The following is a 25767-nucleotide window of genomic DNA, read 5'->3' as shown; positions in this document are numbered from 1 at the left end:
CTTATGGTTACCTTATTGGGTTACCATAGATAATGTGGAAAAAGGGCTTTTTTATGGACAATAAACATACAAAAGCACTTGGAAACTAAATGAAAAAGAAATCTGTTCCCTTAAATAGACAAAACAACCACCACTTTGGATGAAAAGATAGTTTACTCAGTTAATGAAGTAGATGGGGAGATTGGAGCTGACTACCATCCGATCCAATTTCTAAATTTTGTTATATCCAAATTCTATCAGAAAGTTGCCACTTCATCAGCGACCAAATCTTTTATATATTTACATGCTTTGGTCAGATACAATCCAAGCCACATGTGCAAAATAACCAACTATCCGAAAAAATATCTGGATAGTTGGCTAGTACATTTAGAGTTATTAAATTGTGCCTAAATTAATTTCGTATCTCACTGTATCTTTATCATCGTATCCATAAAAATACAAACGAATAATCATGTTTTCAATTGCATTGTTTCGAGCATTAATTCTCCATTCAATTTCAATGGCCTCATTGATGCGGCTTAATAAGTCATTGCAGACGGATTGAATAGAATTGTCTATTATCCTTCCAGCATTAAGTAATTGAGCCCGTGTGCATTCATATGTACGCTGTTCCACATTCATTTCAGCATTTGCAGAAAAAGTTAAAGAGCCTTGTACAAGGTTTCCAATTGTATTTTGCAAGTCTTCTACTACATAAGAAAAATGTTCATCTTCATAAACAGATGTGGTAATGTCATATAGATTCGGATTCACATATAAAGGATCAGACCAAAATCCATTAATTATTTGATTAAATTCAGCTCTATAGAATTGTTCAATAATTTCCATGTTCATAGAGGTTGTACCAAAAATCTTTTCTAATCCAATTCTAGCAGCCTGAGCCTTTTCTTGTATCAGTTGTTTCATTTCCTCCTCATTGTATTTTCCAACTTTTTTTCTTCCCTTTTTGAAACTAGGTAATTCCAGTATTTTTAGAAATATCGAATAGTCTAAAAAGAGTAGGCGATTATTGCGGGAATTTTTTCTTCTTTGTGTCATACTCTTCTCATAAGCACGTCCCCATGCTTGATTAGCAGTTTCATCAAGAAGTATCATGCGGATATAATAGTTAATCGCTCGTCCCTTATTAAATACGTGGTCAACATTCAATTCCTTTGGTACTGAATTCAGAGGGATTTGATATTTCTCGAATAAGAAATTCTTAAAGCGATCGCGGTAGCCCCCGAAATCATGCCTGCTTAAAAAGCAAAGTCGCAACATGCGACTTTGCTTTTTTTAATCTTCTTTTAATTGATCTTTCTTCTTTTTACGAAGGATAAAATATAAAATGACTGCAATTACAGCGATAAGCACTATAAATTCAATAATCAGGACAAAAGAAACACTTTCCTTTTTCTCAGCCTTTCCTTCATCATTATTCAATGTATTATTAACAGCCGTCAAAAATTGCCCTTCCTTTGTTTCAATAGCAGAAGAAGTTCCCTCATTCGCCTCTTTTAAATGCGTAAAGAAATTATTTTTAAGCACATTATTTTCTATGGATTGAATAAACAATAGTGGCTCATTAGCTTGCCAAAAGTTTTTGGTGATAAATGTATATTGAGAGATTACTTCAGGTAAAAATCCTTGTTGAATCAACTCATCAGATGTATGTGGGATTTTATCAGCATTTTTTGAAAGCATCGTAAATTCATCAATTTGCCCCATAAAAATAACTGCATGCTTCTGTAAATCACTCTTTGTAACGTCTTTATTTTTCTTTAGAGTAGTATTTGCCAATTGCCCATTCGCCATTAATGCTTTGTAAAGCATTAGCATCCTAGTATCGCTTAAAACATCCCCATCAGGTATTATAATTAAGGAATTGTCGTGAAAAGCATTTGGAAAATCTCTTAATGTAAATGATGGTTCGGTTGTATCTTTTGCAATTGTAAGGGAACTATCCCCATCAATATATAACCAATAACGCTCATTTGTCGTTTCACATGGATCTTCTAATTGAAAACCTGTCACTTCAAATTGAATATCTGTAATAGATTGCTTATTTAAAATATTCGTTTCAATTGGTATTATAGCCTCATACATATCTGAAGAAGTTTTGTCTAATTTGCGCAAATCTATTGAATGTGGCACTTTATTTACATATATAATTAATTCTAACTTCCGATCATTTTTATCAACATCTTTAGGTAATGTTGCTGATTTTTTTAAGACTAAACGCATCACCGCTTCTTTATTTGCCTCTAATTGTGGCAGTGAAACATAGTAATGTGGAGTCATTGTAACCTGACTGGATAGTATCTTATTTTCAAAGCCAAGTTGTGTTAAAGGAATAGTTGTAGTCGAAAGTTTCTCAACTTTTGGTAGCTCATCCACAGTTATTGTATTTCCAGCTAATTGCTCGAATAATCTCTCATCTGTTAAAAGTGATATCCGTTCTTGTATAGCAATTGGTGTTTTCGCTGTAACAATTAAAACTGGTACACTTCTATCTGTATTAAGCAGCTTATGAACTCCAACTGTCAATGTATCTTCTTCGTTTTCTTTAACATTTTTAAGTATATCTCTCATCAAAACACTACCAAATTCTTCCTTTGCGCCAACCACTATTACCGGTCCTGTTACTTTATCAATAGTATTTTCTCTCTTTATTTGTACATCATTTTCCCCTTGCTCTGATAAATAAGCTGCTAGTTTATAGCTGCTATTCAATGTTGCTTCTGATGCTTTTTCCGGTAAAATAAGTGTAGTTACTTTATTATCATAACTTAAGAATGCAGAAGGATAACTAGTTAATGTCCAATCTTGTACATTCCCATCAAAGGTAGAAATAGATGATAATATATCAATCCGAAGCCAGTTTCCTGAATTTCCAGGGGGAACACATATCCCTTCTTTTAAAATACCATAAAAACTGGCTGTAATTTTATGAGTTCCCTTAAGCAATGCTTCTTTAGGAAGCGTAACTGTCACTGATTGTTTTAATAAATCTGGTGTTAATGTTACAGTTTTGATTGCTGTATCATCAATTTTCACAGTAAAAGAGGACGGTTCAATTAATAATTCTGAATGTTGGATTTGAAATGTAACCGAGTGCTTATCTGACTCTATATCTTTTGTTAAATTGTAATAGAAATCCCTTGATGAAGATGGTCCCTGTAATTCGATAGCCTCTGATAAAAGTGGCCTTTGCTGCGATTCATTCCCTTCTATGACAAGCGACTTATCATCAGCGATAATGGTATCGGCTGACGCATAACTTGAAAAAAGGGGAAGACTCATTAAGATCATGAATATAAACAGTATAGGTCTCATTATTCTGCTCCTTGTTCTGATTTCTTCGCAAATCGTTCTGTTTTATACCATTGAATTTCTTGACCAGTAAACATACGCTTTATTTCTAGCATTAATGACCATACGACCAATACAATCCACATTTGTGAATAACTAAAATACATTAGGATGACATAAAAGAAATTTTTTCGATTCATTTCAGTTTTCTCAATACTTAATGTAATCATGACTTCTCCTAAAAAGAGTAAGAAGGCTAGAATCCATAGCACAATCGCAATATCACCAACAGTTAAACCAATGTCATAAAATAAATTGATAATAAATAAAACATTGGATAAAATCACTCCAAAGAAAAACAAGAAGTACGTAAAAAAGAAATAAAATAAATCAAAAATAATACTCTTTCTTTTCAATGTGAAAAATTGGCTTAAAAACTTTAACACTACATATTGATTACCTCTAGCCCATCTTGTTCGTTGTTTCCACCATACTCTTAAAGTTTCCGGCTCTTGCTCCCAAGTAATTGCCTTTGGAAAAAAACGAATATGGTAGCCTAAATTATAAACTCGGATGGTTAACTCAGTATCTTCAGCTAACGCCTTTACATCCCATCCACCTAATTGTTCTAATATACTACGACGAATAGCAAAATTCGTACCTGGTATCGTAGTAACTTTAAACCATTTCCAACGACCACCTTGAGCCATCCATTGGAAACAAATTGTTTCAATATTAATAAAACGTGTCAGCCATGTTTCAGCTGCATTAATTACTCGAAATTTCCCCACTGTTGCAGCAGCCTTAGGGTCATTGACTAACCCCATTACTAAATACCAAACTGCCATCCTCTCTGGTGTATTATCAGCATCGTAAACAACGACAATTTCACTTGTAGAATCTGCTAATGCAGAGTTTAATGCAGAGGATTTCCCTTTTCCTTTATTCGGCTCAACCGTTTCTATGACACGAATAAATGGATACTTTTCAGCAAATCTAGAAGCGATTTCACCTGTCTCATCAGACGAATTATCATTGATAACGATTATCTCTAATTTATCTTTTGGATAATACAATCGAGACATAGCTCGTAACGTTTGTTCAATGACAACTGCTTCGTTATGTGCAGGAATAAAAACACTGACCGTGGGCACATTCGCCATTTTTTTAGACCACTCATCAATTGGTTTTTCAAACGATCGAAAATGTCTATAGCCGCCTTGCATTAAAAACATATGATATAGCAGCATAATCCAAATGAGGAATAACGCAATATAAAATAAGATATCAGCCATTGGTTTTCCTCTCCTCAAATAACCGCTTACGTAATGTTATACGTAAACGAAAAGTATTAATAAAAAATAACATAACAAACATTGAAACAGTCAAAACAATCATCCACAGTACCAATTCAAAAGGCCGTTCTTCGAATAATATTTTTAAACGGTCGGTGTTAGAGAACGATAATTTAATATTTTGTTCACCATTTTCAGTTTGAGTAATTGAAATGTGATTTGTTTTTACTTCTTGTTTAGTTTTTCTAAAATCCAGAAAATCTAATTGTGGCTGACCTTTTAAAAAACCAACAAGTTCCTGCACATATGACGCGTCAAGATAAACAGGATACGGAATGCCAATAATTGAACCTGGAGCTTTTAATAAAAGTTTTATCTTTTGTTCTACTGGGAAAAGTGGATTAATTTTTGTATCAGCAATATTCTCTACTGTCAATGGATAGATTGTTTGATTTTCATTTTGTGATTGATAGATTTGATTATTACCTTGCTGTACAATACCTGTAAATATGGTACTATTTCCATTAATCAAAATAGGATAGATTCCCCGAAACGCTAAATAATCTAAACTTTTCTCAGCTTGTATAGAAGTCGTGGATAGTATGAAAGGGAATCCTTCTTTCTGTAATTTTTGCAAATAGTTAAATAATTTTTTATTGTTGTGTAGATAATAAATCGTCTCCCCATCTTCAGCTATATCTATCGGTGTCACTTCAAGACTAATTGGTATTCCTTTTTCAGTAAATTGTGTCACTACTGACTGTAGTTTTGCCACATCGGTCTCCATATTGATATCAGTCAATACAATAAACGTCTGATGTTTTATAGGTTCAGGCAATTGTAAAAGCCTATTGATGATAGAAGGCCATTCATATTGCATCGAATTTGTATAGATAAATTTTCCAATATATGACCAATTTTGCCTTTGTGCCTTAACTATAAATGGATATTCATTGTTTAAAGTTGATGCCACTTCTACCGTTTCCGAATTAGAAGATGGTTGTATACTTTTCCATTCAATAGGATTTTCCAAAACATGTTCACCTATAGCTCGAAGCTTAATAATGTCACCCTCTTGCCACTGAGCAAAGCGTTCCAGTTGAAGTACATTTTCACCAATTACCACAGCTGGCCCTTGGAATTGATTTAATTCTAAAAGTGCTTCTTTTGAAATTGGTACTGAATGAGAGCTAATTACGACAATTCGGTTATACGAATGTAATGTTTTTTCATGCACTGCTTCTATAGGCATAACATCTACTTTTGTATACCCCTTAAGCATCTCGTACAACGTCTGCACATCTTGATTAAGCTGTTGATTACTTGTAGCGTAAATTAATGCAACATCTTTTTCTGCTGCTGACACTGTTACATTATTCGTTAAATTATATAAACAAAACAAACTGACCACTAACAGAAAACTATATTTGGAGTGCACTTGTTTTCATCTCCCTTTCTAGCTCTGTTAATAATTCATCGAAAGATTGCTCTAAAAGCGGACTATACGTAAAATAACTAGTTTTATAACTAAGGGTTATCCACTTTTCATTTAAAAGCTGATGATTTTTTAATGCTTGGTCCAATTTGTCAAAAATGACCTCTATATGCTCATCCGTTGTATCTATTAATAGCAACCCAATTTGATTTTCACGAAATCGAAATTTTTTATCTGTTTGTCTTACTGTTTGTTGTATTTTTTGAGCAAGTTGCTGCCATAAATGCTGAGCTTCTTTTGTTCCATAAAGTTTTTTAAATTGTTCATAATTCTCAAGCCTCAATACAATAAAAACAAAAGTATGTTTATGTCGGTCGGATCTTCGCATTTCTTCATTGACACTAATGCGCATACGAGTTTCATTATCAAAGCCTGTTTCGACATCAATTGCTACATAACTCTTAATATCCTGTTGTAATTGTTTCAAATAGTTTGCCTGTTCGAACAATAAATCATGCACTTTCCCTGCACTTAAAATAAGCAACAATTGAACAACACCATAAACGAAAAACAACTGCATAGAAAACGATGCACTAAAAAAAACAGTATTTTTTGACATGCCAATATAAAGTAATGTTGATCCGCTAATGAAAATAAATAACAAACTACTAATAAGCCCTAACACTGTTCCGCGCCATAGAGTTAGTATTACTAGTATTATTAAAAAAATATATAATAATAAACTTTCAACATCTCTGTGTAATAAATAATAAGAAGGAATTTGTAAAAGCAAAAGCAATACTGTTCCATAAAAAAATATTGCACTATTCCAATTCATAGTTGTTCGCATTTTCTACCTCTCTTTCTGCCAATAGCGGTAGTAAATTATCAAAAATATGTGTTGCCTGTGTATGTGTATCTATATAACCTGCCGTTGAGACATTTTTTAGAGATGTCATTCTCTCAAGAAATTGATTCGCCAAAGTTTTTTCGTCTAACACCAGTAAATACCGTACAGCCATTGCATAAACTGCAGGTGATTCATAATTAACAGATGGCTGATTCGTTTGTGCATTATAACGTCCATATAGTTTGCCATCTCTATTAAAAAGATCTAGTAACCATAGTTTAAAAAGTGTCGTGTCCTCTTTCACAGAGGCCATATGATAGGCAATATACAATTGATCAATCATGTGTAGCTCCTTATCAAACACATAACTTCCGGACGGAATATCATAGTTTTTTGGGTAAAATCCTGCTTCAGCAAGAGGAGCATTCTTAAGAATCGCAAGCTGCTGATTTACCTGTTTTTGTGATAAAAGCCCATGTTTCTGCATTTGATTAAAAGCCGAAGGCATAATATAACTTATTGTTAATGTCTTTGCTTTTTCATTTGTTTGAACATCCACAAAGTCTACAAATAATCCATCATTCATTCCATACCTTACAAGGTTCTTCCCTAGTTCATTGCCCAACTGTATATAATGAGGTATTTTCCATTTTTCACCTGCTTCAAAAAGTACCCGAATAATTCGTAAGTCATCAATAAGTGCATTAACAGAAGCTTGTTTTTTCTTCTCTAACCGCCATACAATAAAGTTATTTTTTAGAAAATCGGATTTCATTACATCCACTTGATTCTTAAAGCGTGCCTGGTCACCCTTTTCTAGTAAGTATGTTAACCATAAACCCATTGATTCTGATAAAAATATATTCTTTTGTTCTGTTAAATCTGTTCTCAACAGACCTCCATCATTCATAAATTCTTTAATAACAAATTTTTCTGTTGGTAAAGGAGGCTCGTTTTTTTGTAAATCTACCTCTTTTTTTTCGCAACTAATTAAAATGAGCACAAAACAAAATATAAAAATAAATTTTTTTATTATAAAATCCTCCTCCTAACAATTAGTTTAAAACTTATGCCTTCTTGCTTTTTATAATAGCATATTGTCCTAAACAAAAACTAAACATTTCCATGTCAATAGTCGCAAATTATCTATACAAGACAAAAAAAGATGTTAGAATCAGTTCTTTCGACCCATCCAAACATCTTCCTATTTTAATATATAAATTATAAATTTCAATATTTCATGTTAATTTTGTGAAATTATTACAAACTAAATCAAAAGGTATATACCAATCTCCTCATTTACAAATCTATTTAACGAGTTGTAACACCGTTTTAAAATGAGATGATTTAGAGATAATTCTTCATAGTGACATCTAATATACGGTATATTTATTTCATTATCGTCATGAACAATTCATACTCTCCATAGTTCTAATACCTGTCCTTCTCTAATATTTTCTAGGTACTCCAGTAATTGCTTTGCCCTCAATTCCGAAAAGATGGTGAAAAGTTCTTTATTATCTAACGATATAATTATATATTTCGAATTTTTATATTTTTTGATATTCTTTATCTCTTCTAATTGTTCTTCGTTTAAAGGAACAATTACATCCAGTTGCAATCCTCCCCCTTTGCTTCAGCATGATATTTTCTCGGCTTCCCTATGAAAAACACCTACTGTTGACGCTGATTTCCAAGAAGTTGCCCTGTCAACACTCCAATTACGTTATATAATGACAAATGGTCAAAATTTTGAATTTATTGTCCATCAAAGAATACTCCTCTTATTCGATCGGCTTTTCCTCTAAATATTCAGATACTTTTCGCACAATATGCTTCCAATTTAATTCCTCTCTTGCGAATGCTTGGAGATGTTCGCATGTATCAGCCAATAAAACCTCTTGATTAGTAATATGCTGCAATGTCCGTCCAACACTTTGCCAATCATGTGTCGGATGAATTGACCCGTAGCGTTGATTTTGGGTAATATCCGAAGCCCCATCAACATCAGTCGAAACGATATAACAGCCGTTCTTTTTATGGCTTTCCAAAAGCGATTTGGCGTAGTATTTATAGCACCAATCTGATTGAGTCATTTAATAAAAAAATCAAGAAATATACAAAACACAAAGAGCAATTTCCAAATGAAGAATCACTTGAACGCTTCCTTGTTTCACAGTTCGAAGATTACAACCAAAACTTTGCGACACGTTGTCATATTGGTTTCAATCAGGCACGAGCAGAACTTGAAGCGATGTTTGAGTGACAAGAATAAGCAGGAGGAACCCTTCCAAAAAACCAAAATCATTCCTTCGAACAAATCTATTTAAAATCAAAAAGTGATGATCTATAAGAAAAGGTTGGATTGTCATTTACACAAAAATATTGACAGTCCCCACTAATCCAGTAAATTAGGTTATAAATTAACGGTTATTTATTAATCATATCGTTTAAATATGTATAGTGCAGTTGCGTTCATTGATAGCTCTTCATGAAACGTTACACTTCCATCGCTTTTCTCTTCATATAGCTTTACCGACGGATTGCTCGCATGTTCAAGATAATCATCTATATCCTCCTCGTCTAAAGGAATAGACAGATCCATACTTAACCAGCTATTATAAATGCTCCCATGTTCTTTATCTAGTAACTATTTTTTTACACGATATTTACTAGGCAAGAAAAAAGCAGAAATATTATCAGCTTCACCAAAGAGAAAAGAATCATGGGCACTTAAAAACGTTTAAAGGGATTCGCCATTTTTGATGAATCCCTCAGTGCATTTCGGTTGCAAAAATACTATGGTAGAAATTTACCATAATAGTTTCACTTCCATGGAAGTTTTCAGTAGAAGCTTAGAAATCGGAACTGGGGCTAAAATTGAGGCTAAATAATTAGAAAAGCTGTGTAAACATTGATAAATCAAATACATTTATCATTTACTTAATGCTTCACGAACTAATACAATTTCTGTTACAAAAAAAGTCCGCAAATACGCGGACTTTTCAATGTTGTTATTGCCAATCCCGAAGCCCGTAGTCCCTATCTTTAAGGAATTCTCTTCCTTATAGAAAAGCGAATAATCTTTTCCTAAAAATGAAAAATACTGTAGACCAAATTTATCTACATTATTACAGGCTGGACGATTTGTTATAAGTATTCAAGTACAACTCTTGCTACTAAAGTACGCGGTAAAATTGTTAAAATACCACTCTCTTTCTTAACTAACTGCTTATGTCCTTCATTGTATCCCATACAATCCAAAATAATTACATCGACCTGGTAATCTTTAAGGTAGTGAGCTGCTTCTTTAAAGTTGCCATAGTCGTATGGGGAGGCAACAGCAAAAGTGATATCATTTGTAACACCTCTCCACTTTTCTAGCATGGCTCTCCTCTGTTCTTCTAGCGGGACAATTAAACCTATCTTCGGTTGATTGGCCATTGTACCAATAACTTGTGTTACTATTCGGTTTGGATAAAAAATGGGCTTTTCACATGTTAAAGTCGGAAAATCAGCTGTACATAGTATGACGACCATATCAACCTCTTGTTCTAACTTTGATAATTCATATTGTAATAATGGTAGTAGTTTTCTTCTGCCAATTAAGATTGATCTGCCATCACGCAATCGCGAAACATATATGTTCTTTTCTTTTTTCGGAATAACTTTTAGTAATTCCGCTTCGTTTAAGGAATCTAATGCTCCTCTTTCCACAATTTTAATATCTTTATTAAATATTTCTTTAAAAGTAGGTGTAATGTCTGAACGAGGCGATTGTCCAATTGTTAAAATACCGACTTTATTCATTCGTAGTCACCCCTAAAGTTTGAAGATGTGTCATTGAACCGTATAATTTATTCAAACGCTTAAATTCATTTTCATTATAAAACTTAGCTGTACCCCTTCCGAATTCCTTCGCTACTTCAATACTAAAACGTGCAGCCTGAGCAATATCTATTTCATGATTGGCACCTGTTCCACTACTCGGCACAACACTTTTTGTCGTTATTGCTAAGCCCACTACTGGTGCAGATGTAGCTACCGCTGACTGTAAAATACTATTAATATGATAGACATGATTTCCATACGGCGTCATATCTAGTGTTGTTACTGCAATAGTAACCGGCAACTCACCTGTTGTCATTTCTTTAATGCGAATTAAATCATCTGCAAATTTTAACACATACCCTCTTTTTACTGTTGGAGAAATAGCAATTCCTCGGTGATTCATTACTTTATTACCCTTTGTTGTGTCAATTGAAATAATGGCATCCATTTCTTCTAAAACTTCATATTGATTCATCGTAAAAACATCTACTGGGGAACTCATAAATTCTACCGACTCATACGGCTCAGTTGGTGCACTCGGACAAATATGAGTAGTAATATATACATCTCCTGCTAATACATCACCACGGTCCTTCATTTCTGCAAGCTTTAAAGCAACCGCAATAGGCGCAACTGCTCCATCACCATCTGACACAAAGCCGCTACGTTCAGGTCTTGCCCCTATACCGCCAAGCTGTCCAATAATTCCCAAAGAAGGTGCATGCCCATGATTCAATTTTCCTTCCGTGCCTGGAATGACAATTTTCACAAAGTCTGTTGCACCTTGTTCACCTTGTACAGTTTGATAGAAGGCTTCTACACCGTCATATCTTTCAAATAGTTGTATCACTTTTTCACCATTCACTTTTGGATGATCTAATACATCTAAAATCGTTAATGTCTGCTTTAGCGCCATATCTACCCCTCCACAATCTTTTCTTTTCATTAAAAAAAGAAAGAGAATACTCATCTCTTTCCACCACTATAAAGCAACAATATTCTGAATTATATAAGCAAGGTAGGGCGTTTTTTGATCATCTTTCACTATTTTTTTACCCACTTTGATCACTTAATGTATGTCCTTAATTTTCAGACAAAAATTTAAAATAAAAATGGATTCCGAATCCTGTAAATCCACCTGACATAATTCTTGTATTTTTTTCAATCGAAGTGTGACTGTGCGCCGATTCACATATAAAAGTTTAGCCGTTTTTGATGCATTACCATTTTGAGAAAGATATACCTCTAGCGTATGAAGCAATACCTTATCTAATGGTCCTAAAATCTTATCGACATATTGCAATACTTGTTCATGATTACTTAAGGAAATTAAAAATTTATAAATGCCTAGTCTATTGTAAGAGAATACCCTTTCATTCGGATAAAGCTTACGACCGATTGGCATAATTTTTATCACATGATCTAACTGACTTTCTAGCTCTGTCATAGTTTTAAAAGGTGTGCCAATTGCCATGACGTAATGGCGAATATAGGAATCCATTAAAGCAGCTTCTAATTGCTTTTGAATAACTGAATCTGTCGTTGCATTTTGGAATGATAACAATATACACGTTTGTTCAGGGTGTTGTAAAAAATAAATATTCTTACTAGCAGGTAAGCTTTGCAGAACTAATCTTAAATGTTTGAAGACGAATAATGAATAATCAATAAAAAAATTATGCTTCATCGTATAAATTTCTTCTGGTCCTTCAATATGTAGTAAAATAATATGGTTTAGCTCATACTGATGTTCATACAATTCTTTTAGTTCCACCCTATTGTAAAGAAGATCATTTTGCAAAGCTAACAGTTCATTTAACAATGTCAATTGAAACTTCTTAATATATTCACTCATCAAATCAAACGTTAAGATATCCCGTTGTTTTTTTGAGCGATACGTAAAATGAAACACCCCGTATAAAATGACCTTTATAAAATAACGGTGCAACAAACCGATTTAAATTTTCTTTATCAGCAATAAACACCTCTTCTTGATAAAGAAACTCATCATAAAATGTATCTTGTTGTAAATGACGAGAAAACAGTAAATTGTTGTTGCGCCACGTATCATTGATGGCGTAATGACCGATTGCTAGTAACTTTCCTTCTGGATTTTCTACATAGGAAACAATACCATAGTTCTCATAAAGCTCATTTAATAACTGCTCTACAGTTTCAGGTAAGTTCGTTGAAAAAGGTTCCATTAGTTTACCATTCGTCACATTCAGCTTTTTATAAATCGGAGATAGAACCTGAATATATGGTATGTTTGATGGTAATATAATAATAGGGAATTGAAATTTTTGAGCTAATTCAATCGCTTCTTTCGGCAGTTCAGAAATGAATCGACCTAGTTTAACAATTAAACCCGCAGCGTTTTTTTCAATTAGAATTTTAATCAGTTGTAATTGAGAGATCGGACTAGCTTTAACTGAATAAAAAGTAGTCAAAACTAACGTACCTTTTTCTACCCAATCTTCTAAATTTGGAACTTCCATTACTTCAACACATGTCACTTCACGTTCATTTCCTTCATGACCACATAAAAAATAGCCTTGCAGTGGTTCCATAATATCCATAACATCACGTATTAGCATACAATCTCCGCCTTTATGAATTTTTGTAATGTAACTTAACGTGTTGCCAACGAATTTCACAATAATAACAAAAGCAATTTCGTTGAGACATTGCATTGCATTATACCACAAGTAAATTGAGGACTCCTTAACTAAAAATATTAATAATTGTTACACAGGTTCAATTATATTGGAACATTTATCTGAAAAAATAATCCAAAAGAACTATCACGGATACAAACAGCTGGAGATTCATTTCAGAACAAATACGCATCCGGCCCGAGAGAACGAAGCAGCCTTGAGGATGTAGCGCTTTAGCCTAGACGAAAATTATGCCCTTGGTTATACACAACTTGAAATTCTATAGTTTCTTTAAACAAGAAAAAACAGTAGCCAAAGTCTGTCTACTGTCTGAAGGCTCTTATATAGATTCTACATCAAATAGATGAAGCTCAACCTGAAGCCTCGCCAAATTTTCCGGCTCAGCTATATGTCAGTTCGAAGGTTCTATCCGTCACTGATCCTCCTACGAGCACAATGTAATGCTTCCTGAAACATTTCAGTGACTGTCCTTTCATCTTCATTTCCCGGAAAATTAGACAAGGGGCAGCCTCGCTTTTGCGAAGCTACCCCTTTAGTATTTAATAGGTAACATGTTTCGTAAATTGTAAAGTCTCAACCCAATCATCTGGGGAATATTATCTCAAAACAATATATGTTTCATCACCGCGGTAAAATTCCACTGTGTGCCTTCTAACTTAAGCAACGCAAACCCAACCTTCTTTTGCGTCCTTGCAGCCCCAAAGCATGCGCCAGTGTGAATAAGTATCCTAAAAAACATAAAGCAGAATGCCAGATTACAGAAATATGCCACCTAAAATAGCACGATACATATTATAGCATGGTATATTAAAAAAGTAAAGATTTCATTTTAATTTACCAAGGTATATCAGTTGAACATTCAATATGGTATCCATGTTGAGCAGACCATTTTAGTAAAGAATGCCAATAGTTCTCGCAGATCGCAATAATTCGTTGTGGGTCAGAGAGATTACCAGACATCACCAACTCACATAGAACGTCAAACCCCTCAGGCTTATCTGTAAACGACAACGCTTCTGGTAATACTTGTGCAGAGGTTGTGAAAAATTGTTTATTGTGTAATCCTAAAATCATCGCACCCGCTGTAGCAATTTCCATCGCCAAAATCGGTAAAAATGTTTGAGGGCCTTGCATTTAACGAGATTAATCTCTTTTCTTATCGTAGTTTGCTGTTGCAAATTAATTTCAAAAAAGCTCCGAAATTAATCATTCAGAGCTTTAGGAGATTTTTTGTATTTATCAATCAACATCTGTATTACTTCCTCAATTTCCAATTCACCGTCAATATGTCTCTGAAATAATTCCTGATCTTCAGGCGCTACTGGTTTAGCTCCTAAGCTGTTAATTGCTTCCGCTTGCGCTAATCTTTCTGCTCTTTCTTCTCTGGTTGTATTAGCAATGCTGTATTTACTCATATTCATCCACTTCACTTTTATTATGTTTTTTGAAATTCATCTATAAACAACGGGATTTTTTTGTACCGTTTTATTTCTGCTTAATCGTTGTATATGTTGTTGTAAACGCACTTGAAACGGATCTTCAGAAAAATAAGCTAAGTCTAATTTTTTCAAGCTAATTTTTTCTTTGTTATTTCTTTAATATAGCTATTCATATTGGTCCAATAGCCATCTAATACTTCTAATTCTTCAAACGACATTTCAAAAAGATCGAGATCGAGCATTTCAACAAACTGGTCTAATAAAACATTATAAAACTTATTTTTATCTTGTCGATCCATACCATTATTCAAAACAAAGTTTAACAAACGATTATAGACACCATTAGCGAATTCATTTAATATTTCAATTTTGAAAGCTTGTTCATAATTTAAAGGTTTTTCCATATTCAACACCCCTTTTTAAATGAAACCACCAAGTACTCAACTATTCCTATAACCCAATATTTCCATTGCCATTTCTTCACTTTGGAAAGCTGTAATCTCCTCTTTGGCTTCTTTCAATATGAGCTCCTCCAATTCTGGTAACAGCGCTAAGCCTTCAAATGCCAGGACAGCCTTTACTTCCTCCAGGTTTTCCTCATGAGTTTTTTTCTTATTTCAACCCACTTCCTCTATATTTATAAGAATTTTGTTCGTAATTTCCTACTTCAAATCCTCATATGGTCTATATTTCTTCCGAAGTAATTCGAGTTCATCTTTTTTCTCAAGTAACATGCTTTTTAAGAACATTTTAGGTTGCTCTTTAGCAACTTTTAATTTTCCATCTTTCACTAATTGTCCTAGTCGGGCCGTTGATATTTCTAATATCGATGCTGCTTCAGCTCCAGACAATAATTCTTCATTCAAAAATCCAAGAAGTTCTTCAGTTGATGCAAATTTATATTCCATAATTTCACCTCGCCTTAATTATAAACATATATCTTGCAGTGTGGATTAGAATTGTGATTCCCAGAGAAATCGTCATGTAGTAATAAATTAAGTTTAGTTAAAGGTGACTCATAAAAAAACTGACTCATAAAAATCCTCATCCAAGGTGAACCCAAAATCATATACACATTGATTGTAAAGCTCTTTAAATTCAACTTCACACGCACAGTTTTGATTTTCAGACAGGAAAAGCCGCTCTAGCTTTTTTGAGAATTCTTCATTGGTCTCATCCTCACGCTGATATACCGTTGCAAAATAACTATCAAGCGTTCATTATTATATATCCGCTATTTTCTTAGTAGTAGTTCGAAAATTCACTATGTCATACTGTTTATTAGAGATCCATCAGACAGTTCTAGAACAGATTAAAGCTCCTCCTGAACCCATAATCATTAAATGATTACCTGGTGGAGAAAATCCACATTTGATCGAGCCATCTAAACGATCTAAGTCAATTGCAGTTGCATCTTTTAAATATTGGTGATTTGCTTTAAAAACATTATCGATTACGACAGTTGCTCGTGGCCACCAAGGATAAATGACTTCAACATGCCATCCATCATTTGTTCCATGAATACCGTCGCCAGCTTCAAAGCCAAATATCATTATTTTTTCCTTAGTAAAAGGTATAGTGAAAAATAAATTATCTTCACTTATACTGTCATAGGTCGTATTAACATCATCATCTCTATGTATTCGAGTACCTGTAATTGGCTCTGTAATGCTGTAACCTGAGCCGCTAATCAGAACAACTTTTTCATCTTGATCCCATCCACACGCAAATACGCCGGATGCAGGGATAATTGTTTCGTGTTCCCATGGACCAGGAGGTTTCGTAAGTTCCATTGACTGTGCCTTATTTAGTAAATCAAGTTCAAATGATGTTCTAATTTCTTTTTTCGATAATGACATATCTAGCCGCATCCTTCTTTTGCTAATTTAATTAATCTATTATATTAGTAAAAGCACTAATGCAACTGTGATTTTTAGAAGTATCTAATACGGCGAATCTAACCTCTGTAAACAATTGTCCATAGCCTTCATCCTCTAATAGCTCACGCCACCATGTAGCAATTTTTTGTGGTTCATTTCGAAAGACACCACAGCCATATGCTCCTAAAATTATATGCTTGTCTCCTTTATGTGCGAAGATCGCTAATGCTAATCGCATTCGATCCTTCATTACACGTTCTGCTTCCTGACTATTTTTCTCCTTCGCCACAACCTGTCCGTAGTTCACAGCAGGTAACGTTAGCACCGAGGCTGTCACTGGCTGTTTCATCAGAGCAAAGCGCTCATCTCGGAAAAAGACTACATCTGGAGAATAAATTGCATAATTCGTATACATCATCGATCGATTCGCACGATTTGCCTTATAATAGCCCTCATTACAAAGCTGCGTTTTATATAACCCGCTGGAAGCTGCCAAACTTTCCTCCTGAGCCATAGCACCTTTTAAAAATCCACCACCAGGATTTTTTGCACTCGCAAAGTTTAACACTCCAATTTTCTCTTTTCCTGCTTCAGCAAAGTCAATTATTGCTTTCACCGTTGCCTCATTACCTATAGAAGATAAAGGCGGTTGTTGCATTTTTGGAAGCTTAAGACATTCCTGAACGATATTTTCCCCCTGCTTCGGGTCAATCAACTCACTATTTTCCTCTGAAAATTTCTGTGCATCCGCAAAATCAATTCGCTCGCCACGATATTCATAATAACCTTGCTCTTGAATTCGCAACGTCTCCTGAGCTATTTCTTTTCGATTCATTGTAGTTCTCCTTTTTATAGAAATTTTTTATTTGTATTAAATCAATTCTTTTCTTCCTAGAAAACATTCCAATTAATTAACAATCTAATACTGCTTCATATTACCATATTTTGAATTTCAGATAAAAAAATAGAGACCAGTCCAATGAACCAGCCTCTTCAATATTTACTTCAGTCAACGTTCAGAACACCATAATGAAACTTCGCAGTCGTTCTTGTATATTGCCGAAATTGATATTTGGCAAACCATTCTGAGCGGAAATGAGCCTTTAACACGACACGCTTTCTCGCCACTCGTTTCGCCTCACTTACCCATTCATCTGTTAATGTCACATGCTCCCCAGCTAAGCGTAATGCCTCAAAATTATTGGCTTCTTCAATAACCTCTTCAAACATCGGATCCATATACACGACATCAAACGAATTGTCCGGTAAAGCCTTTAAATAGCTAATTGCTTCAGCCTGCACCACTTCAATATGGCGCATACATGCAGTTAACGGTAGCTCTGTCGTATCGTAGGATTTCATACCCTGCTCAACAATAAATGCCACATTCGGATTCGCTTCCAGCCCAACAACTCGGCCTGCTTCGCCAACTGTATAAGCCGCCAACATAGCATCCGCAGCAAGTCCCAACGTACAATCAAGCACCGAATCCCCTGTTACAAGCTGTGCCGCTTCTAAAAACGGCTCCGCTTCCCCACGAGCTATACGCTTTAAGCGAAACGCCGCTGAATTCGGATGAAAGAAAAACGGCTCATTTGCACCAAAAGCATAATACTCAAAGCGATTTTTCCCAGCAACGATCACATGTGCATGCAATTCCTGTGAAATCTTCCGAACAGAACGCTTTTTTCTTGGCTCAAACGAAGCACCTAATTGTTCACACGCAAAAGCAGCGAGCGCCAACGATAAATCGTCTGGTCTGCCCGCTGTCGTAACAATAGTTTTTATTTCTCGCATGTTTGCTCTAAAACACCTGTTAAATGTGTAACAATTTGCTCCACAGGGAACCCTTCAATCTGTTCACGTGGAATAAAGTATGCCAATTCCCCATCCTTTAAAATCGCCATCGACGGTGAACTTGGTGGCACATCCTCAAAAAAGCCACGCATCGCAGCAGTCGCTTCAGGATCCTGCCCCGCAAAAACAGTCACAAGATGATCAGGCTTAACCGCCTCCACTGCCTCACGAGCAGCCGGACGCGCCAACCCAGCCGCACAACCACAAACCGAGTTAATCACCACCAACGAAGTCCCCTTCGTCTCTGCCATAAATTCATTCACCGCATCAGCCGTCGTAAGCTCCGTAAATCCAGCCTCCACTAACTCCTCACGCATCGGCTTCACTACCTGCTTCATATATTCATCGTAAGCGTTCATGCTTTTACCCTCTTTCATATGTATTCGCAAAGCTTATTATAGCAAGGTTTTTCATGAATGTACAAAGACTTGCCTTTTGCCCGATTTCATGCGTTTTTCGGGGGAATGTGACTTTTTTGTGATTTTGGTGACTTTTTTGTGTATCGAGGTTCGTTTCATCGATGCTCGTTACACACCTAAAAAATGGATTTTAATCTGTACTAACAATTTAGCAGGTACTAATTTAATAGGTATTAATTACAGTTGTCTGTTTTTTATATGTACTTTTATTCCCCCCCTCTGTTAGGATAGATGTCGTAGGATGCTTTAGTGTTATAGTTAAGTAAATAACATGGAGGTCGATCGATATGACAGGAAGAAATAGAGTGCGATATTCGCAAGAACAAAAAGAAGCAATTGTTAAACGCATGATGCCACCGAATAATGAAGCAGTGGCACAAATTGCGAAAGAAGAAGGCATTACAGAAGTGACATTGTACAAGTGGCGTAAAGAAGCACGTGCAGCTGGTGTGGCAACGCCTGGAAATGGTCAAACCAGTGATAAATGGAATAGCCAAGACAAGTTTTTAATCGTGATGGAGACGTTCACGATGAATGAGCTTGAGTTGTCGGAGTATTGCCGTAAGAAAGGGTTGTATCGCGAACAAATTGAAGCTTGGCGCAATGTATGCCTTCAAGCAAATGGTCAAACATCAGATCAAACGAAACAGTTGAATGGCGCGTTGAAGGAAGAACAAAAGCGTGCAAAGCAATTGGAAAAAGAGCTACAAAAGAAGGAAAAGGCACTTGCGGAAGCTGCTGCATTACTACTGCTTAGAAAAAAGGCCCAAGCGATTTGGGGGGACAACGAGGACGAATGATTAGCCCATCAAATCGCGCATTAGCTATAGAACTCATCCAAGAAGCCAATCAAAATGGTGCGCGATTAGCGAAAGCTTGTCAGGAACTACACATTAGTGTACGTACGTATGAACGCTGGACATCCAATGGGTGTGTGAAGGTTGATCAGCGCCCACTTACGAAACGTCCTACACCTAAAAACAAGTTGTCACAAGAAGAAAAAGAGGAAATACTAACAATTTTGAAGCAAGAGAAATATGCGGATTGTCCACCTACACAAATTGTGCCAAGGCTTGCGGACCAAGGGACCTATATTGCATCAGAATCGACATTTTATCGTATATTGCGTGAAGAAAAGATGCAGCATCATCGAGGACGTAGTCAAAAGCCAGAGCGAAGAATCCCAGAAAGTCATCTGGCAACAGCGCCAAATCAAGTGTGGACATGGGATATCACTTGGCTCGGAGGACCAGTGAAAGGATTATATTATCGACTCTATTTAATTATCGACTTGTTTAGTAGAAAGGTAGTTGGCTGGGAAGTATGGGAAACTGAAGAGGCCAAACACGCCGAAACACTCGTGAAAAAAGCAGTAATCAGTGAAAAAATCCAAGGCGAACCACTTGTGTTACATTCCGACAATGGGAGTCCAATGAAAGCCGCGACATTCCTAGGTTTACTAGAGAAAATGGGCATTCAAAGTTCGTTTTCAAGACCACGTGTGAGTAACGATAACCCTTACTCAGAGGCGATGTTTCGGACACTCAAGTATCGACCAGATTTTCCACACAAAGGTTTTGAAACACTTAAAAGAGCAAGACAATGGGCACAGCAATTTGTCCATTGGTACAACGAGATTCACCTGCATAGCGGGCTGAATTTTGTAACACCAGTGCAGTGTCATACGGGCCAACACGTAGCCCTATTAGAAAAGCGAAAAGACGTGTACGAGGCTGCGAAGGAGAAGCATCCGGAGCGTTGGACACGAAGTACAAGAAATTGGGCACCGAATGAACAAGTAGCACTCAATCCAATGCGAGATGAGGGGCAAACCGAATTAGTGAAAAAACCATAATAGTCCCTCAATTCCTGGTGATTAAGATTGAAAGCACGCTTTTTCTTTCAATCTTAATCACCAGGCCAGCAAGCGCAGCATGGTAGCCTTGACTGAACATGGGGATTCATCCAATCTTTCAAAATACTAAAGTAACTAAATGCGACAACTATATTGACAAACACCGTTCCTTTATTACCTAAAATGTAATATAAGAGGAGGTTGTTAACATGAATTGGTTAAAAAAATTATTTTCTAAAAAACAACCAATTATTAATAAATCTGTTGAAAAACAAGAACCTAAAGAGGAAATTAAAGTACAGGAAGAAAATGAACTTGGTTCTATAAAACTAAGAATGAATGAGCCTTCCACACTTACATTAAGGGCTGAATTTAATGAGCCAAAACGTATAAATGATAGTAAAGAATACTTAAAGTACACAAAGACAAGAAAATTCGTTGTTGATTTTACAGTACTTGATTTTGAAACTACTGGACTTGATCCAGAGGAAAGTTCTATTATTCAAATAGCAGCAGTTAAATATCGCAACTTTGAAAAGGTAGATGAATTTTTCACTTACATAAATCCGATTGAGAATATACCAGCAAAGATAACGCGTATCACTGGAATTACAAATGAAGATGTAGAGGACGCTCCTTATATATTCGATAAGATATATGAATTAGTGGAGTTTTTAGAAGGTGAAACAATTGTAGCTCACAATGCTCCTTTTGATATGAAATTTTTACTTACAAATATTAATAATATGAAAAAATTATCTTATGTAAAATATCGAGTTATTGACACGTTATCACTTTCTCGTAAATATATTGACTTTACGAAAAATCACAAATTGGCTACATTGAAAAGTTTCTTAAAATTGAATCATTTAAAATCACACGATGCACTACACGATTGCTATGTAACTGCTGAATTGTATAAATATTGTTATGAAGAAAACTTAGTTAAAAATTAGGTCATTTAAAAGAGTAGCCTTGTATTTGCAACTAAAAAATGCCCAGGCTCAAAATTAATTGAGTACCTGGGCTTTTCAATTATTTAGTTGTACCTCGAATTGTAGGATAGCTTAATTTACCTTCTAAAATAGCACGTTCAGCAATCTGTTTAGCTTCAGGTAATGTATTGCTCCACCCACCAAGGCATAATAAAAAGTCACACCTGGTTAGACGTGACCTTCATTTCGCTTAATGACCTGTTTATTTTTCCAATGTACTACAATGCTTATAATCGACACTATGATAGCTACTACATATAATATTGTTGTTAAATAATGAACTTGTTCAATTCCTTCTCTTAGGACAATCTTTATAAAAAAGAAAGTTGATACTAACATAGATATAACTGTAACCATATTAAAATATTTTGCTTTGTTTTTCACACTCATCTATTTCACCGCCTTCTACACTAACCATAATGCTAACGTAATAATCTGTTACTACTAGAAATATGAAGCATAATAAAAAGCCACAACTCATAATGAGTGTGACTTTGAAAATCCTGATTATATTTCTTCTAAATAGATTGTAACTATGATACTTCTTGGACTGTATGTAAAAGCTCTTTCAGTCACGGTCCTGTAATTACCATCAATATTAACTACATCACCAATGATTTTCATTTAACATTAAATTTCAATTTTAAATCTTCTATAACCCACTTATAATGTTCACCATTTTTTTCTATAATGTTTTTAATTATATTTTTCACATTCTCATTATAATAAGTTAAGACGCCATCTTCATCATCATTTTTTTCAGATCTATAATAAGTAAATACATTCAAAGAAGAGAATAACCTCATTTGACCTCTAATTGTACCCCAAAACATTTCAAGTTCATCATCAGAAACACCCTCGGATCTAAGCGTAAAAATTAACCATTTTTTTGTATCTTTATCTGTATATTTCAACTTATTTTCATACAAAAAATAAGAATAAAGTAAAGTTATTCCTGCAGGTTCCAGATCGTCCATAATTACGTTGTTTAAATACTTTTCCCATTCTTCTTTATTTAGAATATCGATGCCACTATCAAGAGAATAAACAGTTTTATTTAAATTCATAAAGACCTTTAATGGTTCAAAATTTGCAGTTAGCTTTTCTTGTATCCCATGACTCATTTCCAAAAGAAGGCTAGACAGTCGTTTTTCTAAATCACTAATTATTTCATTTAAATTATTATTTTCAAGTTCTTTTGTAGCTACTTCAACTCTGGTTGATACTTTCTCAACCTTTTTTGCAGATTTTTCAAGTCTTTTAGTTGAATCCACTGTTGTAGCACTTTGATAATAAGTATATATGATTGCAAGAACCGCTAAAATTATAGATACAATAGTACCCGCAAATCCCCAATGGCTAATTACATTTTTATCGCCACTATATTGATAAGTAAATATACTGATTGCTCCTAGACACATTATTAACAACCAATATAAAATATCTTTCTTTTCAATCCAACTAGTTAATGTTTTCTCTTTTTCTTCTATATTTTTCTCTTTTTCATTAGCTGGATTTTTCATAACCATTGCAATAATAAAAAGAGAAAATATTAATAATAATGGTATTATTAATAACCACCAAGCTCTAATTTCAACATTTACTATATCCCCCATAAATACTCCTTTATAAACAAATAATAACAAAATCATACATTAATTTTAATATAAATGGAATAGTAAAAGACTGCTCCTTTTGAAGCAGTCACAATGCTTGTTTGCGAAACACACGTACAAGCGAACGTGCTTATTATTGTAAGACAATTAGTTTATAGCGCATTTCCGTGCGCTTCCCTTTTTCTTCATCTATAAATATATCACTGTTTGACAAGTCTTATTGTTACCTCTTTGTTACCTTGTGACACTACTTTCCGAATATAACCATATGAATACTTTAACTCATCAGCAATCTCCTGATAGGTCATGCCATCAATAAAACGCAATTTAGCAATTTTATATTCCAATCCTTCTAGCTTCTCTATGTTCTCTCGAATTTCTTTTTCAATTGCCTGGTAATGCTCAAGCTTAATTTCAAGTGACGTAATACGTCTGTTCAAACGATCTACTCGCTGAGATGCAACATCAAGTCCGTACTTACTAGCACCAGTTGAAAAGAATGGTAACTGCTCATCCTTACCTATCCAATACTCCTTGTCTATCTCCAACATTCAATCTCAGCTTTTACTATATCGATAATGCGTAATAAATCCGCATAATTCTTCATAATTTCCATCACCATTTGGCCCCTTTCAGTTCACTTCAATGTATATTGTGTTGAACTCAACACATAACTTTAGAGCTAGTTATTACAACACTTTTAGCCATTTCTTAAAATTCAATTCCTCACCATCTTATTAAAGGGAACTAAATAGAATAGTTAAATTCTAAAGTCCTTCATCGCCTTGTCCATTTGATCTTGATTAATGCCGATATAACGCAACGTAATTTTCGGTGATGAATGATTCAATATTTCCTGTAAAAGTGCTACATCCTTTGTCTGTTTGTAAAAATGATAGCCAAATGTTTTCCTTAAAGTATGAGTGCCTATATTTTCTTCCAGTCCAACATCTGATGCTGCTTTATTTAATATTTTGTATGCTGTGCTTCGGCTGATTGGTTTATTAACTCCTTCTCGACTACTAAACAAATATTCACGCTCATCCTTGCCCTCAACTTATTGCTTTATCTCTCGTTTTAATTGTGGTGTCATTTCGATACGTCTGGCCTTTTTAGTCTTTTTTTCAACAATACTAAAGTATGGCTTCTGGGTATCTGAAACTTTTAGCTGCAAGATGTCAGAAATACGAAGACCACTGTTAATCCCAACAACAAACAGCATGTAATTACGGTAGTTCCAATCAAACAAATATTTTTTGATTACTCTAATGTATTCTGGATCACGTATTGGTTGTACAAAATTCATTCATTATTCTTCCTTCGTTGATTCTTATAAGCACTTTTTCATGAGAAATAAAAAGGAGGACAACAATGGATAGTAGCAAGTTGTTGCTACTATCCATTGTTGTCCTCCAGATAGCTGGTAGAACTTTTTACAGATATACTTAATAATTTATAAATTGTGATAAATCAATTGGTTCCTCAACTCCACAAAAATCACAACTTTTTTCTAATTCTCCTCTAACTCTCTTTCTTAAATCTTCTCCAAATTCGTAATGAGCTAAATCTGAAAAAGCATTCCAAGCATATTGCTTTTCTTGATAATAGTATTCCCAATCTGCCTCTAAATTTAGTTTCTTAAGCTGCTTCTGCTTTAAATGCACTCTTTCTTCTTTTGTTATTTTATTATCTTTCTCTAAATGTAATAATTTTTCTATCTCAATGCTTACTAATTCTAACTCGTCTTGATATTCTATAGTACTTTTTCGATGCAAATTTACTAAGGAATCATATTGTTCTCTAAACATTTGTAGTTTAATACGTAAATCAACATCAATAATTTTATCAATATCCATCCAATATTTACCATCAGAAAATTTCACTTTAGACACGGTTTGATATAAATTATCATTTTGTATTACTTGTCTATATTGTTTATTTAATTTAATACATTCTTGCATCATAATAATAAGATCCTTTTCAATGTAAAAAAGAACCACTATTTGGTTATAATTCTTATTAAACTCTATACTCCTTTTTTCACTTTGAAGTTCTTCTTCTCTTTTTTTAACCTGTTCTTCAAATAGCATATTTTGATTCATATTTTGATCCTGAGCTACTTTAATTGCAATCCCTCCTGTAATTGCCGCTCCTGAAAGAGCCCCTAAAAAAGTTGCAACTGGACTTATAATACTATCATTAAAGCTAAAAGCAGAATTTAGTATCCCTAAAATTAATGTAGTTATTATCATTAATAAAATAAATATTAAAACCTCTTTAAAATAAGTTCTTACTTTCAAAATTTCTCTCCCTCGTCTATTTTACC

Annotated in this window: 24 protein-coding genes and 4 pseudogenes; 3 read left to right on the top strand and 25 right to left on the bottom strand. The window is 34.5% G+C overall.

The window, feature by feature from the left end:
- Window positions 1–375: 375 nt before the first annotated feature.
- From FJQ98_RS12180 to FJQ98_RS12145, 8 genes are all read right to left on the bottom strand, one after another.
- Window positions 376–1038, bottom strand: coding sequence for a hypothetical protein (locus FJQ98_RS12180; protein ID WP_143114574.1), 663 nt, complete (start codon window positions 1036–1038; stop codon window positions 376–378).
- A 237-nt stretch (window positions 1039–1275) separates the two neighbouring features.
- The gene (locus FJQ98_RS12175; RefSeq protein ID WP_053592806.1) at window positions 1276–3315 is read right to left on the bottom strand and encodes a cellulose biosynthesis cyclic di-GMP-binding regulatory protein BcsB; all 2040 of its coding nucleotides are present in this window, start codon (window positions 3313–3315) and stop codon (window positions 1276–1278) included.
- The gene (locus FJQ98_RS12170; RefSeq protein WP_053592807.1) at window positions 3315–4586 is read right to left on the bottom strand and encodes a glycosyltransferase family 2 protein; all 1272 of its coding nucleotides are present in this window, start codon (window positions 4584–4586) and stop codon (window positions 3315–3317) included. Before FJQ98_RS12170 ends, FJQ98_RS12175 begins: the two co-directional genes overlap by 1 nt.
- A complete protein-coding gene (locus FJQ98_RS12165; RefSeq protein ID WP_053592808.1) occupies window positions 4579–6024 on the bottom strand; it encodes a polysaccharide deacetylase family protein in 1446 nt (481 codons plus the stop codon). The genes FJQ98_RS12170 and FJQ98_RS12165 overlap by 8 nt, the downstream gene beginning before the upstream one ends.
- Window positions 6008–6871 (bottom strand): diguanylate cyclase domain-containing protein, encoded by an 864-nt coding sequence (locus tag FJQ98_RS12160; protein ID WP_053592809.1) that lies wholly within the window; start codon window positions 6869–6871, stop codon window positions 6008–6010. Before FJQ98_RS12160 ends, FJQ98_RS12165 begins: the two co-directional genes overlap by 17 nt.
- A complete protein-coding gene (locus FJQ98_RS12155; protein ID WP_425492690.1) occupies window positions 6846–7874 on the bottom strand; it encodes a glycosyl hydrolase family 8 in 1029 nt (342 codons plus the stop codon). The genes FJQ98_RS12160 and FJQ98_RS12155 overlap by 26 nt, the downstream gene beginning before the upstream one ends.
- A 411-nt stretch (window positions 7875–8285) precedes the next feature.
- Entirely contained in the window at window positions 8286–8492 is a 207-nt protein-coding gene (locus FJQ98_RS12150; RefSeq protein WP_053592811.1) for a hypothetical protein, read from the bottom strand.
- A gap of 163 nt (window positions 8493–8655) precedes the next feature.
- Window positions 8656–8967, bottom strand: a complete 312-nt coding sequence (locus FJQ98_RS12145; RefSeq protein ID WP_143114576.1) for a glycosyltransferase — start codon at window positions 8965–8967, stop codon at window positions 8656–8658.
- On the opposite strand from FJQ98_RS12145, the pseudogene FJQ98_RS12140 reads away from it, so the two are divergent.
- Window positions 8907–9137, top strand: a pseudogene (locus FJQ98_RS12140) (transposase); the annotation flags it as partial. The gene FJQ98_RS12145 and the pseudogene FJQ98_RS12140 overlap by 61 nt on opposite strands.
- Window positions 9138–9308: 171 nt before the next feature.
- Here the strand turns inward: FJQ98_RS12140 and FJQ98_RS12135 are convergent.
- The 13 genes and pseudogenes from FJQ98_RS12135 to FJQ98_RS12075 all read right to left on the bottom strand — a co-directional run bounded on the left by FJQ98_RS12135 (window position 9309) and on the right by FJQ98_RS12075 (window position 18915).
- Window positions 9309–9476, bottom strand: a complete 168-nt coding sequence (locus FJQ98_RS12135) for a hypothetical protein (protein ID WP_158002955.1) — start codon at window positions 9474–9476, stop codon at window positions 9309–9311.
- A gap of 545 nt (window positions 9477–10021) precedes the next feature.
- Window positions 10022–10681, bottom strand: a complete 660-nt coding sequence (locus FJQ98_RS12130) for an AroM family protein (protein WP_053592813.1) — start codon at window positions 10679–10681, stop codon at window positions 10022–10024.
- Entirely contained in the window at window positions 10674–11618 is a 945-nt protein-coding gene (locus tag FJQ98_RS12125; protein WP_201406707.1) for a DUF1177 domain-containing protein, read from the bottom strand. The genes FJQ98_RS12130 and FJQ98_RS12125 overlap by 8 nt, the downstream gene beginning before the upstream one ends.
- A gap of 153 nt (window positions 11619–11771) precedes the next feature.
- Window positions 11772–12530: a PucR family transcriptional regulator gene (locus FJQ98_RS12120; RefSeq protein WP_201406706.1), complete on the bottom strand. Its 759-nt coding sequence runs from the start codon at window positions 12528–12530 to the stop codon at window positions 11772–11774.
- Between the two features lie 31 nt (window positions 12531–12561).
- On the bottom strand, window positions 12562–13410 hold the full coding sequence (locus FJQ98_RS12115) for a PucR family transcriptional regulator ligand-binding domain-containing protein (protein WP_201406705.1): 849 nt from the start codon (window positions 13408–13410) through the stop codon (window positions 12562–12564).
- Window positions 13411–14214: 804 nt separating this feature from the next.
- Window positions 14215–14511: pseudogene (locus FJQ98_RS12110) on the bottom strand (kanamycin nucleotidyltransferase C-terminal domain-containing protein); the annotation flags it as partial.
- Between the two features lie 71 nt (window positions 14512–14582).
- Window positions 14583–14795 (bottom strand): antitoxin VbhA family protein, encoded by a 213-nt coding sequence (locus FJQ98_RS12105; protein ID WP_053592817.1) that lies wholly within the window; start codon window positions 14793–14795, stop codon window positions 14583–14585.
- A 152-nt stretch (window positions 14796–14947) separates the two neighbouring features.
- Window positions 14948–15223 carry a hypothetical protein gene (locus tag FJQ98_RS12100; protein ID WP_053592818.1) on the bottom strand — a complete coding sequence of 92 codons (276 nt, stop codon included), beginning with the start codon at window positions 15221–15223 and terminating at the stop codon, window positions 14948–14950.
- 258 nt (window positions 15224–15481) lie between these two features.
- A complete protein-coding gene (locus tag FJQ98_RS12095; protein ID WP_053592819.1) occupies window positions 15482–15727 on the bottom strand; it encodes a hypothetical protein in 246 nt (81 codons plus the stop codon).
- Window positions 15728–16111: 384 nt separating this feature from the next.
- Window positions 16112–16678, bottom strand: coding sequence for a hypothetical protein (locus FJQ98_RS12090; RefSeq protein ID WP_053592820.1), 567 nt, complete (start codon window positions 16676–16678; stop codon window positions 16112–16114).
- A gap of 31 nt (window positions 16679–16709) precedes the next feature.
- Window positions 16710–17534, bottom strand: coding sequence for a TIGR02452 family protein (locus FJQ98_RS12085; protein ID WP_201406704.1), 825 nt, complete (start codon window positions 17532–17534; stop codon window positions 16710–16712).
- A gap of 170 nt (window positions 17535–17704) precedes the next feature.
- The gene (locus FJQ98_RS12080; RefSeq protein ID WP_053592822.1) at window positions 17705–18496 is read right to left on the bottom strand and encodes a class I SAM-dependent methyltransferase; all 792 of its coding nucleotides are present in this window, start codon (window positions 18494–18496) and stop codon (window positions 17705–17707) included.
- Entirely contained in the window at window positions 18484–18915 is a 432-nt protein-coding gene (locus tag FJQ98_RS12075; protein ID WP_053592823.1) for a BrxA/BrxB family bacilliredoxin, read from the bottom strand. Before FJQ98_RS12075 ends, FJQ98_RS12080 begins: the two co-directional genes overlap by 13 nt.
- A 347-nt stretch (window positions 18916–19262) precedes the next feature.
- Between FJQ98_RS12075 and FJQ98_RS12070 the strand changes: the two are divergent.
- A pseudogene (locus FJQ98_RS12070) lies at window positions 19263–20830 on the top strand (IS3 family transposase).
- Window positions 20831–21039: 209 nt separating this feature from the next.
- Window positions 21040–21786 carry a 3'-5' exonuclease gene (locus FJQ98_RS12065; RefSeq protein WP_053596570.1) on the top strand — a complete coding sequence of 249 codons (747 nt, stop codon included), beginning with the start codon at window positions 21040–21042 and terminating at the stop codon, window positions 21784–21786.
- A gap of 659 nt (window positions 21787–22445) precedes the next feature.
- Here FJQ98_RS12065 and FJQ98_RS12060 read toward each other — a convergent pair.
- The 4 genes and pseudogenes from FJQ98_RS12060 to FJQ98_RS12045 form a co-directional block, all read right to left on the bottom strand.
- Window positions 22446–23441: a hypothetical protein gene (locus FJQ98_RS12060; protein WP_053596568.1), complete on the bottom strand. Its 996-nt coding sequence runs from the start codon at window positions 23439–23441 to the stop codon at window positions 22446–22448.
- Between the two features lie 200 nt (window positions 23442–23641).
- Window positions 23642–23992, bottom strand: a complete 351-nt coding sequence (locus tag FJQ98_RS12055) for a sigma factor-like helix-turn-helix DNA-binding protein (protein ID WP_053596567.1) — start codon at window positions 23990–23992, stop codon at window positions 23642–23644.
- 209 nt (window positions 23993–24201) lie between these two features.
- Window positions 24202–24747, bottom strand: a pseudogene (locus FJQ98_RS12050) (site-specific integrase).
- Between the two features lie 139 nt (window positions 24748–24886).
- The gene (locus FJQ98_RS12045; RefSeq protein ID WP_053596564.1) at window positions 24887–25741 is read right to left on the bottom strand and encodes a YrzE family protein; all 855 of its coding nucleotides are present in this window, start codon (window positions 25739–25741) and stop codon (window positions 24887–24889) included.
- Between the last annotated feature and the right edge of the window lie 26 nt (window positions 25742–25767).

It is taken from the genome of Lysinibacillus agricola (assembly GCF_016638705.1).
GTDB classification, from domain to species: domain Bacteria; phylum Bacillota; class Bacilli; order Bacillales_A; family Planococcaceae; genus Lysinibacillus; species Lysinibacillus agricola.
The sequence above is the reverse complement of the archived record's forward strand: the minus strand, read 5'-3'. Positions and strand labels throughout refer to the sequence as shown.

Excerpts from the sequence above, each read along its gene's own strand:
- FJQ98_RS12180 (WP_143114574.1), bottom strand. The coding sequence starts at position 1,038 with ATGACACAAAGAAGAAAAAATTCCCGCAATAATCGCCTACTCTTTTTA.
- FJQ98_RS12175 (WP_053592806.1), bottom strand. The coding sequence starts at position 3,315 with ATGAGACCTATACTGTTTATATTCATGATCTTAATGAGTCTTCCCCTT.
- FJQ98_RS12170 (WP_053592807.1), bottom strand. The coding sequence starts at position 4,586 with ATGGCTGATATCTTATTTTATATTGCGTTATTCCTCATTTGGATTATG.
- FJQ98_RS12160 (WP_053592809.1), bottom strand. The coding sequence starts at position 6,871 with ATGCGAACAACTATGAATTGGAATAGTGCAATATTTTTTTATGGAACA.
- FJQ98_RS12145 (WP_143114576.1), bottom strand. The coding sequence starts at position 8,967 with ATGACTCAATCAGATTGGTGCTATAAATACTACGCCAAATCGCTTTTG.
- FJQ98_RS12135 (WP_158002955.1), bottom strand. The coding sequence starts at position 9,476 with ATGGATCTGTCTATTCCTTTAGACGAGGAGGATATAGATGATTATCTT.
- FJQ98_RS12130 (WP_053592813.1), bottom strand. The coding sequence starts at position 10,681 with ATGAATAAAGTCGGTATTTTAACAATTGGACAATCGCCTCGTTCAGAC.
- FJQ98_RS12125 (WP_201406707.1), bottom strand. The coding sequence starts at position 11,618 with ATGGCGCTAAAGCAGACATTAACGATTTTAGATGTATTAGATCATCCA.
- FJQ98_RS12105 (WP_053592817.1), bottom strand. The coding sequence starts at position 14,795 with ATGAGTAAATACAGCATTGCTAATACAACCAGAGAAGAAAGAGCAGAA.
- FJQ98_RS12100 (WP_053592818.1), bottom strand. The coding sequence starts at position 15,223 with ATGGAAAAACCTTTAAATTATGAACAAGCTTTCAAAATTGAAATATTA.
- FJQ98_RS12095 (WP_053592819.1), bottom strand. The coding sequence starts at position 15,727 with ATGGAATATAAATTTGCATCAACTGAAGAACTTCTTGGATTTTTGAAT.
- FJQ98_RS12090 (WP_053592820.1), bottom strand. The coding sequence starts at position 16,678 with ATGTCATTATCGAAAAAAGAAATTAGAACATCATTTGAACTTGATTTA.
- FJQ98_RS12085 (WP_201406704.1), bottom strand. The coding sequence starts at position 17,534 with ATGAATCGAAAAGAAATAGCTCAGGAGACGTTGCGAATTCAAGAGCAA.
- FJQ98_RS12080 (WP_053592822.1), bottom strand. The coding sequence starts at position 18,496 with ATGCGAGAAATAAAAACTATTGTTACGACAGCGGGCAGACCAGACGAT.
- FJQ98_RS12075 (WP_053592823.1), bottom strand. The coding sequence starts at position 18,915 with ATGAACGCTTACGATGAATATATGAAGCAGGTAGTGAAGCCGATGCGT.
- FJQ98_RS12065 (WP_053596570.1), top strand. The coding sequence starts at position 21,040 with ATGAATTGGTTAAAAAAATTATTTTCTAAAAAACAACCAATTATTAAT.
- FJQ98_RS12060 (WP_053596568.1), bottom strand. The coding sequence starts at position 23,441 with ATGGGGGATATAGTAAATGTTGAAATTAGAGCTTGGTGGTTATTAATA.
- FJQ98_RS12055 (WP_053596567.1), bottom strand. The coding sequence starts at position 23,992 with ATGTTGGAGATAGACAAGGAGTATTGGATAGGTAAGGATGAGCAGTTA.